The organism is Ruegeria sp. A5 (genome assembly GCF_056543005.1).
Genome location: NZ_JBQGAV010000005.1, coordinates 122330 through 136798, shown reverse-complemented (window position 1 = coordinate 136798; position 14469 = coordinate 122330). Strand labels below are relative to the sequence as shown.

Genomic DNA, 14469 nt, shown 5'->3' with positions numbered 1-14469 from the left:
CCGGAGCGTTTGTCATGTCAGGGTCTGAACCTGAGCAAGAACCCGAGAAACCCACCTCGCTGGGTATCTACGACCGTCCGGCGCACCGTTCGGTCACCGAGATCGAGATTGCAGCAGTTGTTCTCAGCCTGATCTGGCTGGTGGTGTCGGTCGTGTTTCTGGTACTGCCCGGCGGGCAACAAGGAGGGTTCATCGTCACCTTCCTGGCGGTGTTCATGCCGGTCGCAATGATCTGGGTCGCAGCCCTTGCGATGCGCGCCAGCCGAGTGATGCGCGAAGAAAGCGCCCGCCTGCAGACAGCCATCGATGCGATCCGCAACAGCTATGTCGTTCAGCAACAACGCGCGGCCAGCACGTATGAGCCGACGGTCGGCAAGAAACTGGATGAAATCGCCGAAAGCGCAAAAAAGACCGAGAGCGCGCTGGCGACATTCTCGACCAATCGCGGTGAACCCGGGCGCACCCAAAGGCCCGCGCCGGACATGGCCAATCAGACTTCGTTGGAACTTGGCACCTCAGCGGAAGAAATTGCGCCCCCGTTGCCCACCGACATCTTTATCCGCGCCCTGAACTTCCCCGAGACGCAAAGCGATGCCGAGGGATTTAACGCGCTGCGGCTTGCATTGAAAGATCGCAAGACCTCGAAACTTGTGCAGGCCTCACAAGATGTTCTGACCCTTCTCAGCCAGGAAGGCATCTATATGGATGACCTGCGCCCCGATATGGCCCGACCCGAAGTCTGGCGGCAATTTGCCCAAGGCGCGCGCGGGCGGTCGGTGGCTGCCTTGGGTGGCATTCGGGACCGTTCGTCACTGGCGCTGACTGCGGCGCGGATGAAACAGGATCCGATCTTTCGCGATGCCGCACACCATTTCCTGCGCCGCTTTGACCATATGATCGTCGAGTTCGAACCTAATGCCAGCGATGCCGAGCTTACAGCCCTGGGCGAAACCCGCACAGCGCGTGCCTTCATGCTGGTGGGACGTGTCGCAGGGACGTTCGATTAAAGCCCAAAACTCCCGTAGGGTATGAACCTCACCAGATCGCCGGGCTTGATATCGCGGGCACCGTCCTCGATTTCGACCAAGCCTTCGGCCCAGCTCAGCCCGCTGATCCGGCCAGATCCTTCCGAATGGAATACCTCGGCCTGTCCTTCACGGATGCGCGCCCGCAGATATTCGCGACGCCCTGGTTTCTTGCGCTTTTCGAACGTGGCGGGCACGTCGAAGCCTTGCGGCTCTTGCCAGCCTGCACCGGCCAGCAGGTTCAGTGCTGGGCAGGCAAAGATCAACGTGCAAACCAGTGCTGCCACCGGATTGCCCGGCAAGCCAAACACCGGCGTCTGATCCCACATGCCCAGCGCCAAAGGCCGCCCGGGTTTTAGTGCGATGCGCCATTCCTGCATCGCCCCGGCCTCTCGCAACAATGCCGAGACGTGATCTTCATCGCCGGCGGAGGCGCCGCCACTGGTAAGGATTACATCCACTTGCTGAGCTGCGCGATCCAAATGCTGTTTCAGCGCTGCGCGATCATCCTCGGCGCGCCCAAGATCAACCGATTTGAATCCAATCCGCTCGGCCAGTGACAGCAGCATCGGACGATTGGCATCATAAATCTGCCCCAGTCCGGCGCTGTCACCCGGCTCGACCAGCTCATCCCCGGTCGATAGCACTCCGACCCGCAAAACCTTGCGGACGGAAACCTCAGCCAGTCCAACCGCCGACAAAAGCGCCAGATCCGTTGGTGTTAAACGCCGCCCAACTGGCAAGGTCAGCGCGCCTTCAACCACGTCTTCGCCTGCCTTTCGCGTGTTCGCGCCCTGTTTTAACGGACCTCGGAATGCAATGTGCCCCTGATCAAAGGTCACATCCTCTTCCAATATGACCGTATTAACACCCTTTGGCAGTGCAGCTCCGGTAAGAATGCGTATCGCATGGCCCTCTGGGACCTCACCGTCAAAGGGTACACCCGCAGCCGCCCGGCCCTCTACCAAAGGCATGACACAGGGTCCGTCCGGCACCGGACCGGCAAATCCGTACCCATCGACAGCGGTGTTGGGCTGAGGCGGGTTTGATCGTTTGGCCGACACGTCCACCGCCAGAACTCGGCCCGCCGCCCGCATCACGGGCACGTTTTCAACCCCAGCTACCACCGACAATCTGTCTCGCAAAAGCGCCAGAGCCTCATCAACGGGTGTCCAGTTCACCCCTGCAGGCAAGGCGAAACAATCATTGCGCAAGGGCGGAGGTGAGATATCCGGCGTGCTCATAATCCGACCTCTTCCAGGATAAAATCTGCAATGGCCGCCGTATCATCCAGATCAAACACCGGGCAATCCAATTCCAAAGGCGTATCACTTGCAACCGCGCGAACCGTGTCATCATCCGTGGCGATCAGCGGATTTTCGGGTTCAGCGCGAAACGCTTCGATCTTGGGGTGACGCTCGCGTTTGAAGCCTTCGATCAACACCAGATCGACCGAAGACAAACGCGATAGCAAGGTGTCCAGCTTCGGCTCGGGCGCACCGCGCAACTCCTGCATCAGTGCGATCCGCTGGCCGGATGCCAACAGCACTTCGGACGCACCCGCCGCGCGATGCCGCTGGCTGTCGGTACCCGGCTGGTCGACGTCGACGGAATGATGCGCATGTTTAACGGTGGAAACGGTATACCCACGTCCGGTGATTTCAGCCACCAGCCGTTCCACTAGGCCGGTTTTGCCCGCGTTTTTCCAACCGGTGACGCCGTAGACCCTCATACCTGCTCCAACAAGGTTTCAGCGCGGGCCAGATCATCGGGAGTGTTGACGTTGAAGAACGGATCAAACGGCAGGGCCGAAAACAGCGCCTCTCGCCCATCATGCTGGTCAGTCCACAGGACAACCTTGCGCAATCCAGCGTTCAACGCCTCCCTCAGATCATCGCGCAATGCCACCGGCCAGAGCCCAAAGGTCGGGTGCCGATTGACCCGCTTGCCGCCGCCGGATTTCAAAGCCTCGTCACCCGTGCGCGGGGTGGTTGCCAGAACAAGGGGGTATTTCTGACCTTCGGATGCGTGCACCAGTTGCGCCACAAGATCATGCGGAAAGAACGGAGTATCCGCCGCAACCGACACGATAGATTGAGCGCCCTGTTCAGCGGCCCAATCAAGCCCGGCCAAAACACCGGCCAGCGGTCCTGCAAAGCCCTCGATCGAGTCCGAAACAACCGGCAAGTTCAAGCGGGCAAACCGTTCGGCATCGCCGTTGGCGTTCAAAGCCAGCCCGCCGACCTGAGGGCGCAGCCTGTCTATCACCCGATCCAGCAGGCTCTGCCCGCCGATCTGCAACAGCCCTTTATCACCGCCTCCCATCCGCGTAGCGAGGCCGCCTGCCAGAATAACCCCCAGCGGTTTTTGCGACTGTTCAGCCATCGGCACTTTTCCTGCGATGTTTTTTGTCCTCAATCGCCACGCTCGACGGATCAACATCGCGCACCAATCGGTCTTCGCCCGACAAACACACGAACCGCTGCCCGCGCATCCGGCCGATCAGAGTCAAACCGACCTCGCGCGCGATCTCGACACCCCAGGCGGTGAATCCCGATCGCGAAGCGAGAACAGGGATGCCCATCATTGCCGTTTTGATCACCATTTCCGAAGTCAAACGACCGGTCGTATAGAGGATCTTGTCAGACGCAGTCGCACCCTCGGAGAGCATCCAGCCTGCGATCTTGTCGACCGCGTTATGGCGGCCCACGTCTTCCATATAAACCAACGGGTGGCTTTCATGACAAAGCACCGTGCCATGGATGGCACCCGCCTCAAGGTACAGAGACGGGGTGCGGTTGATCTTCGACGCCAACTCATACAGCCACGAGGTGCGCACCGAGACCTGTGGCAGGCGCACGTCCTCTAGCCCCTCCATCATGTCTCCGAACACAGTGCCTACTGCGCAACCGCTGGTGCGAGTCTTCTTCTTTAGCTTGTCCTCGTATGAGGTCTCACGCGCGGTACGCACGACCACGGTTTCCAGATCGTCGTCATAGTCGACCCGAGTAATTTCATCATCTGCAAGCAGCATCCCCTGATTACGCAGAAACCCGAGCGCAAGGTATTCGGGATAGTCGCCGATGGTCATTGCCGTCACGATTTCCTGCGAGTTGAGGAAAATGGTCAGCGGGCGTTCCTCGACCACCGAGATCTGACTGATCTCACCATACTGGTCCACACCCTCGACACCGCGCGTCAGGCGGGCAGCCCCCGGATCGGGCGCAATGAGGTAGTCTGACAGGTCGATCTCCGTGGCCAATTGCAACCCCTTCCCAAGACGGCTACTGCTGCTCGCGTCACCATAGGATTTAGCCATGGCCTCTGCCACATCCAAGTCATACTTCTGGAAAGGTTTTCGCGACGGGACGCCGTTTATCTTCGTCGCCATGCCCTTTGGCCTTCTGTTTGGTGTTTTTGCCACAGAAGCAGGGCTGGATATCATCCAGACGATGGCCTTTTCCGCCACGGTGTTTGCCGGCGCCGCTCAGTTCACCGCATTGCAATTGCTCCAGGACAATACACCAACGGTTATCGTTCTGATCTCGGCCCTAGCTGTGAACCTGCGGGTGGCCATGTATTCGGCTTCACTGACCCCTTATCTGGGGGCGGCTCCGCTGTGGCAACGGGCCCTTGGAGCCTATCTTATTGTTGATCAGTCTTACGCCTGCTCGATTGTCCGGTTCGAGAAAGAACCGGATATGTCCGTGCCTCAGCGCATGGCGTACTTTGTCGGCTCGGTCACGCCGATCACGCCGCTTTGGATACTCGCCACTTATCTGGGTGCTGTTCTGGGGGCGCAGATTCCGGAAAGCTGGGCTCTGGATTTTGCGCTGCCGATCACGTTCTTGTCCATGATCGGACCGATGATGCGCACCATGGCGCATGTTGTAGCCGCGCTGGTGGCGATTGTTGTCGCCCTGCTGTGCGTGGCAGTGCCGTTCAATCTTGGACTGTTGATCGCAGGGATAGCCGGGATGATGGCAGGTGCACGGGCTGAATTGATGTTAGAGCGGAAAAAGTCATGACGCAGATCGACCCGACAACCATGTGGATCATCATCGTAGGTCTGGCGATAGGCAGCTACCTTCTGCGCTTTACCTTTATCGGGCTGGTTGGCGACCGCCCGATGCCGCCCTGGCTTCTGCGGCACCTGAGGTACACAGCAGTGGCGATTCTGCCTGCCCTGATCGCACCTTTGGTAGTCTGGCCCACGGCCACCGAAGGACAACCGGATATGCCGCGCATGGCGGCTGCGGCAGTTGCGTTGACGGTGGGAATTGTAACGAAGAACGTCATAGCGGCCATCTTTTCAGGGGCCGCCACGCTTTACGGTCTGCTGTACCTAGTTGGTTGAGATCGCTTCAAGCTGATTGAGGCGCGCATTGTTTTCCGCCAGCCCCTGCTGAAGATCAGCCGAGTCATTCTCACGATAGTCCGTGGTGACAACGCCTGGAATCTGACCAAACTGATCGGATAGCTTCACCGGGTAGAATGTTGTTTTGAATTGCTCGAACCCCGGGACCTGTTGCAGCAATTGCGAGGTCGAATTTGCACAAAAAGCCTGCGAAACCGGGCCCATCTGCTTGGCCAGTTGCAGCGCGATCTCGGCCTGCTGTGGCGTCACTTCGATCGTCTGAATACGGGCATAATGCGTCTCGCGCGCATGACTGCTACGATAGGCGCGTTCGACATTTGGCGTGATGCCATAAAGGACATCATTCTTGATCGGCACCACATCCGCCCGGAACGATCCGGCAGGATCAAATATGACCCGCTCGCTGCCGCTGATCATCAGCGACGTGTGTGCCCCCGATCCGGTGCGCGTGCTGATCATCGTATAGAGCGTCAGTGTCGATGGCCCCGGATCACGATAGGACCGGGCCACGATTTCCGAGGGATCAGCCTGCGGGCGCTGCGATCCCGCGCAACCCGCAACTGTCACTGCCAGCAGGCAGGCAATCAGAATCCTGAACAAGAGATGCGCCTCGTGTACCGTTTAGGCCGCAAAGACCGCCAGGAACAGGCAAAGGAGTACAATTGCCACCACGCACCACGTGGTGAATTTGATGAAACCGTCAAAGGTTTTTGTTTGAACGGTGATGTCCATCTCGCCGTGCTTGTGATCAGCCATGTTTATTAGAATCCCAATTCGCGTGTTTGAAATGTTGGATAATGCAAAATTCAGGGCCTGTCACGACGTCATTCGCGCGCAGTTGGGCCAAAGATGGTGCAGCCCGGATAACCGAACCCCCAGCGCCACGGCAGCCCGCTACAGGGACCGCCCCCAAAACGTACCGCCATGTACATCGCTTCAGACGTGATCGAATGGACCGAGCGGATTTGATCCGGCGTCATATCATAGCGTTCGGCATATTCATCAGCATGGCTTTCGCCGTGGGTTTTGACACAGGCGCGCAAGGTGTCATCGGCAGCGAGGCGGGCGTTATAACTGGCCCCAGCCTGCGACGCGCCACCTGCGTTGTGATAGGCGCGATCGTGAGTAACGCAGCAGTACTCCCATGGCGGGTGTTCTTCATAAAGCAGGCTGAACTTTGGAAAGGTCTCGGCCACCAAGCGCCAGCTCGACGACAACCCGCCCGAACAGCCATCCGTTTCAAAGGGGGTCAGTTCAGCACCTTCCATCGTGTCGGCCAATGCCCGATGAGCGGGCATTTCCACGCTACGCATCAGGTCCTGCGCGGCTGCAGGCAGCGCGCAACAGGCCAGAAGGGCGACCAGTTTATGGTTCCGCATCACGCATCTCAGCAGTATCAATGGACAACCCGAATGTCGTCGCCAACCATAGCATCAGACGCTCGCCCGGTCCCATCTCGGCACGAACACGCAGTACTTCGCGAGCCATGGCAGGACGATCGGTGATCAGCCCGTCGACCCCCATCGATGCCATGGCCGACATCTGTAGCGGGTCATTCACCGTCCATACATAGATGTCCTTGCCCGCCTCATGGACCGAGCGGATCAGACCCGGAGACACCGTCGCCGCATTTACGGCCACAAAATCGCCCTCAAGCCCCGACAGATTGCCGATGGCGGTCGCGGCCAGAACGCCTGCCCGCCAATCGGGGCGCAGCGCTTTCATCTTCTGTACTGCCGGGTATTTCAGCGACATGGTGGCGATGTCGTCCTGCATCCCCATCTCTTCGACAATTGTGGCGACTCGGTTTTCCAGGTCGACGTCATGGCCATAGTATTTCAGCTCGATGATGACCTTGGATTTGCCCTTCGCAGCTTCCAGAACATCGCGCAGCGTGGGCGTCCGTTCCGAGGCATATTCGGGGCCGAACCAACTGCCGATATCGATCTCGGCCACATCCTCCATGGTCGCGTCCCAGACCTTGAGCGGCACACCAGCCAGTTTCATGAAATCGCTGTCATGCGCGATGATGACCACACCATCCGCGGTCTCCTGAACGTCGATCTCAACCCAATCGGCGCCATCTTCGATAGCCTTCAACACTGCCGCCATGGTATTTTCCGGCCTTATCGCCGCCGCACCTCTATGACCAATGACATCCGCATGATCGGGGGCCTGAATGCGGACCAGCAACTCCTGCCCGGACCAGAGCCCGATCAGCAGGGCGATTGCCGCGCCACCGACCACAGCGTAAAGCGGCGCGCGCAGGTTGCCTGGTTCGGGATGAGGGACCTCTCGGCCTTGTGTGTCGAAGAACCCATCCAGCAGAACCGCCAATGCTCCCAGAGCGACGGCTGCAAGCACAAGCCCAGCCAGCGACCAGAGGCCCGCTACGATCATACTGAAGATCAGCGCAAAGCGCAGGTTCGTGCTTTCCTGCAACGGTACCAGATCGAACAACAGTCCGGCCACAAAGGCAATCAGCGCGGCGATCACGAGACGCATCGCAAGCCAAAGGCCAAGCTCGATCTTGAGGCGACCGCGTTTGCCTTCCATTCGATCCGTGCTGGCGGAGAAGGCCTCGGCGGGTTTGCAGCCCTCAAATAATACAAGATGCAGCGACAGCGCCCAGGCCGAGAGCCTGCGGATCAGAACCCAAGCCAGACACAGCACCACAAATCCGATCAGCACTACCGCCACCCAGAATGAAGGCGGGTGGAAGGTGAGGTAATAGTTGATGTCGTATTCAGTCAGCATCCACCAGGCGATCAGGCCAGCCACGGCGACAAAAGGCAGCGCAAGTACCAGCACACGCAAAATGAACCGTGCGGCAAAGCCGAAAAGCGCAGGTAAACGCGTCAGGATCAACCGGATGGAAGCACTGCCCGCGCGCCAAGGGTCACGCTCACCCATCCGCAATGATCCGGCCATGACCGAGAAGACAAAGACCTCGGCCAGTAAGAACAGGCTGAGAACTACAACCGCCGCGATGAAGCCCGCTGGTGACAGCAGGAACATCGCAATGTCCTGATCCGTCAGCGCCGATTGATCAGACAATGAGACAGCAAGATTGACGGCGATGGCAACGCCCGGAGCGATCAGTGCAACCAGCAGCAACCGGACGGCGACATAAACAGGCACAAACACGCGCCGCCGCGCCCATGCGCCCCGGTAGGCAGTTGTAACGGCTGAGAAATTGGTCACGCGGTTGCCTCCTGAATGGTCTATCCATTCAAGGCTGCGTAAGTGTGAATTGCAAGAGTGGGCGTCAGCTTTCTTCCAGATCAGCCGCCAGCCGGAAACCAATGCGGTTGGCTGGTTTATCCTCGATCGATTTCGGCAAGGCACGCAGCATCACATTCAACTGGCTGACATGCTGGACGAGCTGCGTTTTGGCGCCGCCTCCGTCCGAGCCATAGAAGGTAATCACATCCGGATCGAAATAGCCCATGCCCTCGATCCGCATTACACCGGCATCACCACCGGTAAATCCCATGGCAACCTCGTGATCGCCATCCAGAGTCTTCTCGAAATTCTGAATATACATGATCAGCCGCTCATAGGCCCATTGAGCAGGGCTTTTGCTTTCGACCGGCTTTTGCAATGGCTTGGGCAAATCCTTGTTCCCCGATGCCGCTTCAGGGTTGGCGTGCACCTCATAGCACCGCGGCAACGCCGCAGATTCCGCTGCCTCGGCTGAGGTTTCGATCTTGTCCATTGCTCTACCCTTTGCGCTGATATTCCCAAGCTCCGTCCGCGCGCCGCGTCCGGGCGACAGCTCCAATGTGGTAGAGATGGTTCATATGTGCAACCGCCTCGACCAGCGCGAGGCCGTATTCCCCGCCCCTGATCTGGCGCTTGAACAGCGGGGCAAAGCACTCGGCGGCGGTTTTGGGTTGATCGAGATCGTTCAGCAGACGCTCCAGCGCGCCGTGGTGGTTATCGATCAACTGCCGCATGCGGATCGGCAACCCGGTGAACGGCAGTTTGTGCCCGCCCAAAACCAAATGATCGGGCCGGGCCAGCGGTTGCAGGCGTTCGCACGCCTCCAACCAGTCGGCCACCGGATCGGCCATCGGCTCGGTGGCATAGACGCCCAAGTTGGAACTGATCGAACTGAGGATCTGATCGCCGGTCAGCACCAGATTGTCCTCGCGGCTCCAGAAGGTGCAATGCTCGGGCGCATGGCCGTTGCCCATGTGAACATCCCAGTCGCGGCCACCCATGCGGATCACGTCGCCCTGTTTGACACGGGTAAATCCCAGCGGCATAGGGTACACGGCGTCGGCAAAGTTGAACGGACGCTCGGCCATCCGACCGGCCAGCACGTCCGGATCCATCCCCGCGCTGCGGTAGTAATCCAGCGTTTCCTTCGGCCAATTCTCTTGCACATCCAGCGTCAGCATACGCGCGAACAACCATGCGGTACGACTGGTGACCAGTTCTGCACCATGCTCGGACTGGAACCAGCCCGCATTGCCGACATGGTCAGGATGGTGATGACTCACAACAACGCGACGGACGGGGTTGCCAGCCAATGGCCCTTCCATCAGGGCCTGCCAGATTCCCCGTGTTTTCTTTGAAGAAAGCCCTGTGTCGACGATGGTCCAGCCGTCGCCATCATCAAGTGCATAGACATTCACATGATCCAGCGCCATCGGCAAAGGCAGCCTGATCCACAGAACTCCTTCTGCAACTTCGACCCATTCGCCAGGAGCGGGTGGTTCCTCCCACGGATATCGCATCACTTGCGGAGCCTCGCCATCCATCAAACCGCCAGTTCCTCTGGGCTGAGGGCATAGAGGTCATCCGCCCCGTTCTGCGCCTGCGCAAGCAAGCCTGTATGTTCAGGCAGCAGCACATTGATATAATAGCGTGCCAACTTGGCGCGCGGTCCATCGGGATCGGCCAGAGCCGCTGACAAATGGTAATGCCCGCCCAGAACCCGCGCGAACGCTTTTAGATACGAAGCCGCGCCAGCAAACCGGTTGTTCATATCCGATTGAGCAACGAGCCACTCCGTCGCTTCCCGCAGCGACTCGGAAGCTTCCCAAACAGGACCAGCAAGTTCAGGCATCGTGGCGCGCGCCTTCTCGGCTTGATCCTCGATCTCATCCAGAAGGTTCGAGGCCGCCTCACCCCCATCCATCATCTTGCGCGCTACGAGGTCCATGGCCTGAATACCATTTGTGCCCTCGTAGATCGCGGTCACACGGACGTCGCGATAGTATTGTGCAGCACCAGTTTCTTCGATGAAGCCCATGCCGCCATGCACTTGAACGCCGGTCTCGGAAACGCGCATGCCGGTCTCGGTGCCAAAAGCCTTGCAGATCGGCGTCAGCAGCGCCGCACGTGCCGCCCAATCGGCCTCACCCGTGGCCTGTGCCATGTCGATTGCAGCTGCATTGGCCAGCATGATCGCCCGCGCCGCAAACACATCTGCGCGCATCGACATCAGCATCCGCCGCACATCCGCATGGTCGATGATCGCGCCCGAGGGCGTCTTGCCCTGTTTACGCTCCAACGCATAGGCCAGCGCATGCTGGTAGGCCCCTTCGGCGACACCCACACCTTCGCCACCAACGCCCAAACGCGCGTTGTTCATCATGGTGAACATCGCGGCCATGCCGCCATGTTCCTTGCCGACCAGCCAACCCTTGGCCCCGTCATACTGCATCACGCAGGTGGGCGAGCCGTGCAGACCCATCTTGTGTTCCAGCGAGACCACCTTGAGGTCATTGGCCACGCCGGGGTTGCCGTTCTCGTCGGGGATGTATTTCGGCACCAGAAACAGCGAAATCCCCTTGGTCCCCGGCACGCCGTCGGGCAGACGGGCCAGTACCAGATGGCAGACATTCTCGGCAAAGTCGTTGTCGCCCCAAGAGATATAGATCTTCTGCCCGGTCACCGAATAGGTGCCGTCGCCATTGTCTTCGGCCTTCGAGGTCAGCGCGCCCACATCCGATCCGGCCTGCGGTTCGGTTAGGTTCATGGTGCCTGACCATTCACCCGCCATCATCTTGGGCAGATAGAGCGCCTTCAACGCATCGCTTGCGTGATGCTCCAGCGCCTCGATCTGGCCTTGGGTCATCAGCGGGGCCAGTTGCAGCGACAGGCAGGCCGCGCTCATCATCTCATTCACGGCAGTGGTCATGGTCATGGGCAGACCCATACCGCCATATTCGGGATCGCCGCTCATCCCGATCCAGCCGCCTTCGGCAATTGCTTTCCAACCTTCGGCATAGCCTGGAGACGTTCGCAGCACGCCGTTTTCCAATCGGGCCGGTTCCAGATCGCCGGGGCGCTGCAGCGGGGCCATGACCTCTTCGCACAGCTTTCCGGCTTCGGTCAGAATGGCGCTGACCACATCCTCGCTGGCTTCCGAGAACTTTTCGGTCGCGGCGATCTGGTCAAAGCCGATCACGTTGCGGAACAGGAATTCATAGTCTGAGATCGGGGCGCGATAGGGCATGGTTTCCCTCTGGTTCTGGCAAGTTGTCAGCGTGGGGTTGGAATCCCGGCCCCACGCCGGTATTCATCTGGGCTGGCACGATTACCTACCGTTACCTGAACTGCAAGCAACCAAAACGCGGCGTCACGATCCATGACCCTTCTCGGTACTCAAGACTTACCAGCAAACGCCGACGGGCTCGCCAAGGCCGCTGACCTGTTGCGACAGGGGCTGCTGGTCGCTTTCCCGACCGAGACCGTCTATGGACTGGGTGGCGATGCACGGAACGGCGAGGCTGTGGCCGCGATCTATGAAGCCAAGGAGCGACCCAGTTTTAACCCACTGATCGCCCATGTCGCCTCAACCGAGACCGCCAAACGGTTTGTCCAATGGACCGATCAGGCTGATTTGTTGGCTGATGCCTTCTGGCCCGGACCGTTAACTCTGGTCCTTCCTCTGCGCCTCGATCACGGGATTTCGTCGCTGGTCACAGCTGGCTTGGATACTCTGGCCGTTCGTGTGCCTGCGCATCCCACAGCGCAGGCTTTACTGGCCGCTTTTGACGGTCCTGTGGCAGCCCCATCGGCCAACCCCTCTGGTCAGATCAGCCCAACGACGGCGGCCCATGTCCGAGCGGGGCTGGAGGGACGCATAGCCGCAGTTCTGGACGATGGGCCGTGCGGTGTCGGGCTTGAGTCCACTATTGTGGGTCTGGCCGGCACCCCTGCCTTGTTGCGTCCAGGTGGTCTCGCATTGGAACAAATCGAAGAGGTTCTAAAGGCAGAACTGCATCACCACCAACCCGGCGATCTGCTTACTGCGCCGGGGCAGTTGCAATCCCATTACGCGCCGGACGCGCCGGTGCGGCTGAACGCCCGGTCACGGCAGGGGGACGAGGTGTTGCTGGGTTTTGGCCCCGTTGATTGTGATCTGAACCTCTCCAGCACCAGCAACTTGCCCGAGGCCGCTGCCAACCTGTTTGCCGCCCTTCACAAACTTAACGATACCGGTCGGCCAATCGCCGTATCACCAATTCCCCATCACGGATTAGGTGCGGCCATCAACGACCGTCTACGCCGCGCAGCAGCCCCTCGCGATTAGGCGCGGCCTGCACTGGCTGATAGGGTCAGCGGATCAACACCAAGCGTAGCCAAAGCCGCCTCCCATTTCTCGTCATCAGGGACATCAAAGACCAGTTTCGACGACGCATCAGTCGTTAACCAACCATTCATCGCGATCTCATCTTCCAACTGACCCGGCCCCCAGCCGGAATAACCTAAAGTCAGCATCGAATTCAGCGGGCCCTTGCCCGAGGCCAGATCCTCGAGCACATCCAGCGTTGCGGTCATGCTGAAATCTTCGGAAATCTGCATAGAATGCAGATTCGCCTCATAATCTGCGCTATGCAGGACAAAGCCACGCGACATCTCGACCGGGCCGCCAAACTGCACCAGCCGTTCGCCAATTACAGGTATCCGACACGGTATGTTGAGCTGTTCCAGCAAGGTCTTGATCCTCAAGTCCGAAGGCTTATTCACGATCAATCCCATCGCGCCGTCATCACCATGGCTGCAGATATAGACGACCGAATGCTCGAATCGCGGGTCGCCCATTCCGGGCATCGCAATCAACAGTTTTCCCGTAAGGTCCATCAGCAGATATCTCTTGCGCCATAGGATATCCCTAGAATGACCCTGTGAACCGGGGAATGGCAAGGGATCAGCCGGGATTTCCGTGCATTTCACAGAAGTGACCGGAACGTGACTTGGCAATCCCGACCGGAATGCGCATGTTCTGCATATGAAAGCGCTTTGCAAATCTGCTGCAGCCGTGTTGGCCGTTAGCCTTTGTTTTGGTGCCCCCGCCATTGCGCAGGGGGTTGATAATCTGGTTCAGCTTGAGGTGTTGGACGGCGGCAAAACCGCCGAAGGTACCTATCAGGGGGCCTTGCGCCTAAAGCTCAAGGACGGGTGGAAGACCTATTGGCGCGCACCCGGCGATGCGGGCATTCCGCCACAGTTTGATTGGAAAGGCTCTCGCAATATTGCAGACATAGCCTTCACATGGCCCGCGCCGCATGTGTTTGATCAGAACGGGCTGCGCTCGGTCGGGTATGAGGATCAACTTGTACTGCCCGTCGAAATCACGCCTAAGAACCCTGCCAAACCCGTGCGTTTGCGCGGCGAGATGGACTTGGGCGTGTGTAAGGATGTCTGCGTGCCGGGTCGGTTGGAATTCGATCACACAATGGATGCCGACGCTGCACGCAATCCGGCCATCGCCGCAGCCCTCGCCCAGCGCCCGTTTTCCGAACGCGAAGCTGGCGTGGCGGATGCGACGTGCCAATTGACTCCCACTGCAGACGGAATGCGGATCGAGGCGCGTATCACCATGCCTTCAGCGGGCGGGTCCGAATTCGCCGTCATTGAACCAGGAAACCCGGCACTTTGGGCATCGCAGCCCGATACACGCCGTCAGGGCAACACCCTGATCGCAAGCTCAGAGATTATCGGCGCCTCCGGCGGGCCATTTGCGCTGGATCGGTCCGAAGTGCGCATCACGGTTCTGGGGGCAAACCACGCTGTCGATATCCAAGGATGCAGCGCAGGCTGACC

General features: G+C 59.3%; 17 protein-coding genes. 5 read left to right on the top strand and 12 right to left on the bottom strand.

Annotated features, from left to right (window positions below):
• Positions 1 to 14: 14 nt before the first annotated feature.
• Positions 15 to 1007 carry a hypothetical protein gene (locus ACR0AY_RS13110; RefSeq protein WP_170513856.1) on the top strand — a complete coding sequence of 331 codons (993 nt, stop codon included), beginning with the start codon at positions 15 to 17 and terminating at the stop codon, positions 1005 to 1007.
• Here the strand turns inward: ACR0AY_RS13110 and ACR0AY_RS13105 are convergent.
• From ACR0AY_RS13105 to ACR0AY_RS13090, 4 genes are read right to left on the bottom strand one after another with little or no spacing between them, the layout of a single operon-like run.
• Entirely contained in the window at positions 1004 to 2269 is a 1266-nt protein-coding gene (locus tag ACR0AY_RS13105) for a molybdenum cofactor synthesis domain-containing protein (RefSeq protein ID WP_170513854.1), read from the bottom strand. The genes ACR0AY_RS13110 and ACR0AY_RS13105 overlap by 4 nt on opposite strands.
• On the bottom strand, positions 2266 to 2757 hold the full coding sequence (gene mobB / locus ACR0AY_RS13100; protein ID WP_170513851.1) for a molybdopterin-guanine dinucleotide biosynthesis protein B: 492 nt from the start codon (positions 2755 to 2757) through the stop codon (positions 2266 to 2268). Before mobB ends, ACR0AY_RS13105 begins: the two co-directional genes overlap by 4 nt.
• Positions 2754 to 3410, bottom strand: a complete 657-nt coding sequence (mobA, locus tag ACR0AY_RS13095) for a molybdenum cofactor guanylyltransferase MobA (RefSeq protein WP_170513848.1) — start codon at positions 3408 to 3410, stop codon at positions 2754 to 2756. The genes mobB and mobA overlap by 4 nt, the downstream gene beginning before the upstream one ends.
• Positions 3403 to 4344 carry a formate dehydrogenase accessory sulfurtransferase FdhD gene (locus ACR0AY_RS13090; RefSeq protein ID WP_480454248.1) on the bottom strand — a complete coding sequence of 314 codons (942 nt, stop codon included), beginning with the start codon at positions 4342 to 4344 and terminating at the stop codon, positions 3403 to 3405. Before ACR0AY_RS13090 ends, mobA begins: the two co-directional genes overlap by 8 nt.
• On the opposite strand from ACR0AY_RS13090, the gene ACR0AY_RS13085 reads away from it, so the two are divergent.
• The gene (locus ACR0AY_RS13085; protein WP_170408370.1) at positions 4343 to 5053 is read left to right on the top strand and encodes an AzlC family ABC transporter permease; all 711 of its coding nucleotides are present in this window, start codon (positions 4343 to 4345) and stop codon (positions 5051 to 5053) included. The genes ACR0AY_RS13090 and ACR0AY_RS13085 overlap by 2 nt on opposite strands.
• Positions 5050 to 5382, top strand: coding sequence for an AzlD domain-containing protein (locus ACR0AY_RS13080; protein ID WP_170395711.1), 333 nt, complete (start codon positions 5050 to 5052; stop codon positions 5380 to 5382). The genes ACR0AY_RS13085 and ACR0AY_RS13080 overlap by 4 nt, the downstream gene beginning before the upstream one ends.
• Here ACR0AY_RS13080 and ACR0AY_RS13075 read toward each other — a convergent pair.
• From ACR0AY_RS13075 to ACR0AY_RS13045, 7 genes are all read right to left on the bottom strand, one after another.
• Positions 5371 to 6003, bottom strand: a complete 633-nt coding sequence (locus ACR0AY_RS13075) for a hypothetical protein (RefSeq protein ID WP_170513845.1) — start codon at positions 6001 to 6003, stop codon at positions 5371 to 5373. The two genes, ACR0AY_RS13080 and ACR0AY_RS13075, sit on opposite strands and share 12 nt — an antisense overlap.
• A gap of 21 nt (positions 6004 to 6024) precedes the next feature.
• Positions 6025 to 6159, bottom strand: coding sequence for an aa3-type cytochrome c oxidase subunit IV (locus ACR0AY_RS13070; RefSeq protein WP_170395707.1), 135 nt, complete (start codon positions 6157 to 6159; stop codon positions 6025 to 6027).
• A gap of 68 nt (positions 6160 to 6227) precedes the next feature.
• Positions 6228 to 6782: a hypothetical protein gene (locus ACR0AY_RS13065; RefSeq protein WP_170513842.1), complete on the bottom strand. Its 555-nt coding sequence runs from the start codon at positions 6780 to 6782 to the stop codon at positions 6228 to 6230.
• Positions 6769 to 8607, bottom strand: a complete 1839-nt coding sequence (locus ACR0AY_RS13060) for a glycerophosphodiester phosphodiesterase (RefSeq protein WP_170513839.1) — start codon at positions 8605 to 8607, stop codon at positions 6769 to 6771. The genes ACR0AY_RS13065 and ACR0AY_RS13060 overlap by 14 nt, the downstream gene beginning before the upstream one ends.
• 64 nt (positions 8608 to 8671) lie before the next feature.
• The gene (locus tag ACR0AY_RS13055; protein WP_170395701.1) at positions 8672 to 9121 is read right to left on the bottom strand and encodes a DUF6173 family protein; all 450 of its coding nucleotides are present in this window, start codon (positions 9119 to 9121) and stop codon (positions 8672 to 8674) included.
• A 4-nt stretch (positions 9122 to 9125) separates the two neighbouring features.
• A complete protein-coding gene (locus ACR0AY_RS13050) occupies positions 9126 to 10172 on the bottom strand; it encodes an MBL fold metallo-hydrolase (protein ID WP_170513836.1) in 1047 nt (348 codons plus the stop codon).
• Positions 10172 to 11875 carry an acyl-CoA dehydrogenase family protein gene (locus ACR0AY_RS13045; protein WP_170513834.1) on the bottom strand — a complete coding sequence of 568 codons (1704 nt, stop codon included), beginning with the start codon at positions 11873 to 11875 and terminating at the stop codon, positions 10172 to 10174. The genes ACR0AY_RS13050 and ACR0AY_RS13045 overlap by 1 nt, the downstream gene beginning before the upstream one ends.
• Positions 11876 to 12007: 132 nt before the next feature.
• Between ACR0AY_RS13045 and ACR0AY_RS13040 the strand changes: the two genes are divergently transcribed.
• The gene (locus tag ACR0AY_RS13040; protein WP_170513828.1) at positions 12008 to 12955 is read left to right on the top strand and encodes an L-threonylcarbamoyladenylate synthase; all 948 of its coding nucleotides are present in this window, start codon (positions 12008 to 12010) and stop codon (positions 12953 to 12955) included.
• Here the strand turns inward: ACR0AY_RS13040 and ACR0AY_RS13035 are convergent.
• Positions 12952 to 13506 carry a YqgE/AlgH family protein gene (locus ACR0AY_RS13035; protein ID WP_170395693.1) on the bottom strand — a complete coding sequence of 185 codons (555 nt, stop codon included), beginning with the start codon at positions 13504 to 13506 and terminating at the stop codon, positions 12952 to 12954. The genes ACR0AY_RS13040 and ACR0AY_RS13035 overlap by 4 nt on opposite strands.
• Positions 13507 to 13654: 148 nt before the next feature.
• On the opposite strand from ACR0AY_RS13035, the gene ACR0AY_RS13030 reads away from it, so the two are divergent.
• Positions 13655 to 14467, top strand: coding sequence for a protein-disulfide reductase DsbD domain-containing protein (locus tag ACR0AY_RS13030; protein WP_170513825.1), 813 nt, complete (start codon positions 13655 to 13657; stop codon positions 14465 to 14467).
• The last annotated feature ends 2 nt before the right edge of the window (positions 14468 to 14469 follow it).

Bases quoted from the DNA above. Each gene is read 5' to 3' on its own strand.
- ACR0AY_RS13090 (WP_480454248.1), bottom strand. From the start codon at position 4,344: ATGGCTAAATCCTATGGTGACGCGAGCAGCAGTAGCCGTCTTGGGAAG.
- ACR0AY_RS13030 (WP_170513825.1), top strand. From the start codon at position 13,655: ATGAAAGCGCTTTGCAAATCTGCTGCAGCCGTGTTGGCCGTTAGCCTT.
- ACR0AY_RS13045 (WP_170513834.1), bottom strand. From the start codon at position 11,875: ATGCCCTATCGCGCCCCGATCTCAGACTATGAATTCCTGTTCCGCAAC.
- ACR0AY_RS13035 (WP_170395693.1), bottom strand. From the start codon at position 13,506: ATGGACCTTACGGGAAAACTGTTGATTGCGATGCCCGGAATGGGCGAC.
- ACR0AY_RS13105 (WP_170513854.1), bottom strand. From the start codon at position 2,269: ATGAGCACGCCGGATATCTCACCTCCGCCCTTGCGCAATGATTGTTTC.
- ACR0AY_RS13110 (WP_170513856.1), top strand. From the start codon at position 15: ATGTCAGGGTCTGAACCTGAGCAAGAACCCGAGAAACCCACCTCGCTG.
- ACR0AY_RS13055 (WP_170395701.1), bottom strand. From the start codon at position 9,121: ATGGACAAGATCGAAACCTCAGCCGAGGCAGCGGAATCTGCGGCGTTG.
- ACR0AY_RS13070 (WP_170395707.1), bottom strand. From the start codon at position 6,159: ATGGCTGATCACAAGCACGGCGAGATGGACATCACCGTTCAAACAAAA.
- ACR0AY_RS13080 (WP_170395711.1), top strand. From the start codon at position 5,050: ATGACGCAGATCGACCCGACAACCATGTGGATCATCATCGTAGGTCTG.
- ACR0AY_RS13065 (WP_170513842.1), bottom strand. From the start codon at position 6,782: ATGCGGAACCATAAACTGGTCGCCCTTCTGGCCTGTTGCGCGCTGCCT.
- ACR0AY_RS13050 (WP_170513836.1), bottom strand. From the start codon at position 10,172: ATGGATGGCGAGGCTCCGCAAGTGATGCGATATCCGTGGGAGGAACCA.
- ACR0AY_RS13040 (WP_170513828.1), top strand. From the start codon at position 12,008: ATGACCCTTCTCGGTACTCAAGACTTACCAGCAAACGCCGACGGGCTC.
- mobA (WP_170513848.1), bottom strand. From the start codon at position 3,410: ATGGCTGAACAGTCGCAAAAACCGCTGGGGGTTATTCTGGCAGGCGGC.
- ACR0AY_RS13085 (WP_170408370.1), top strand. From the start codon at position 4,343: ATGGCCTCTGCCACATCCAAGTCATACTTCTGGAAAGGTTTTCGCGAC.
- mobB (WP_170513851.1), bottom strand. From the start codon at position 2,757: ATGAGGGTCTACGGCGTCACCGGTTGGAAAAACGCGGGCAAAACCGGC.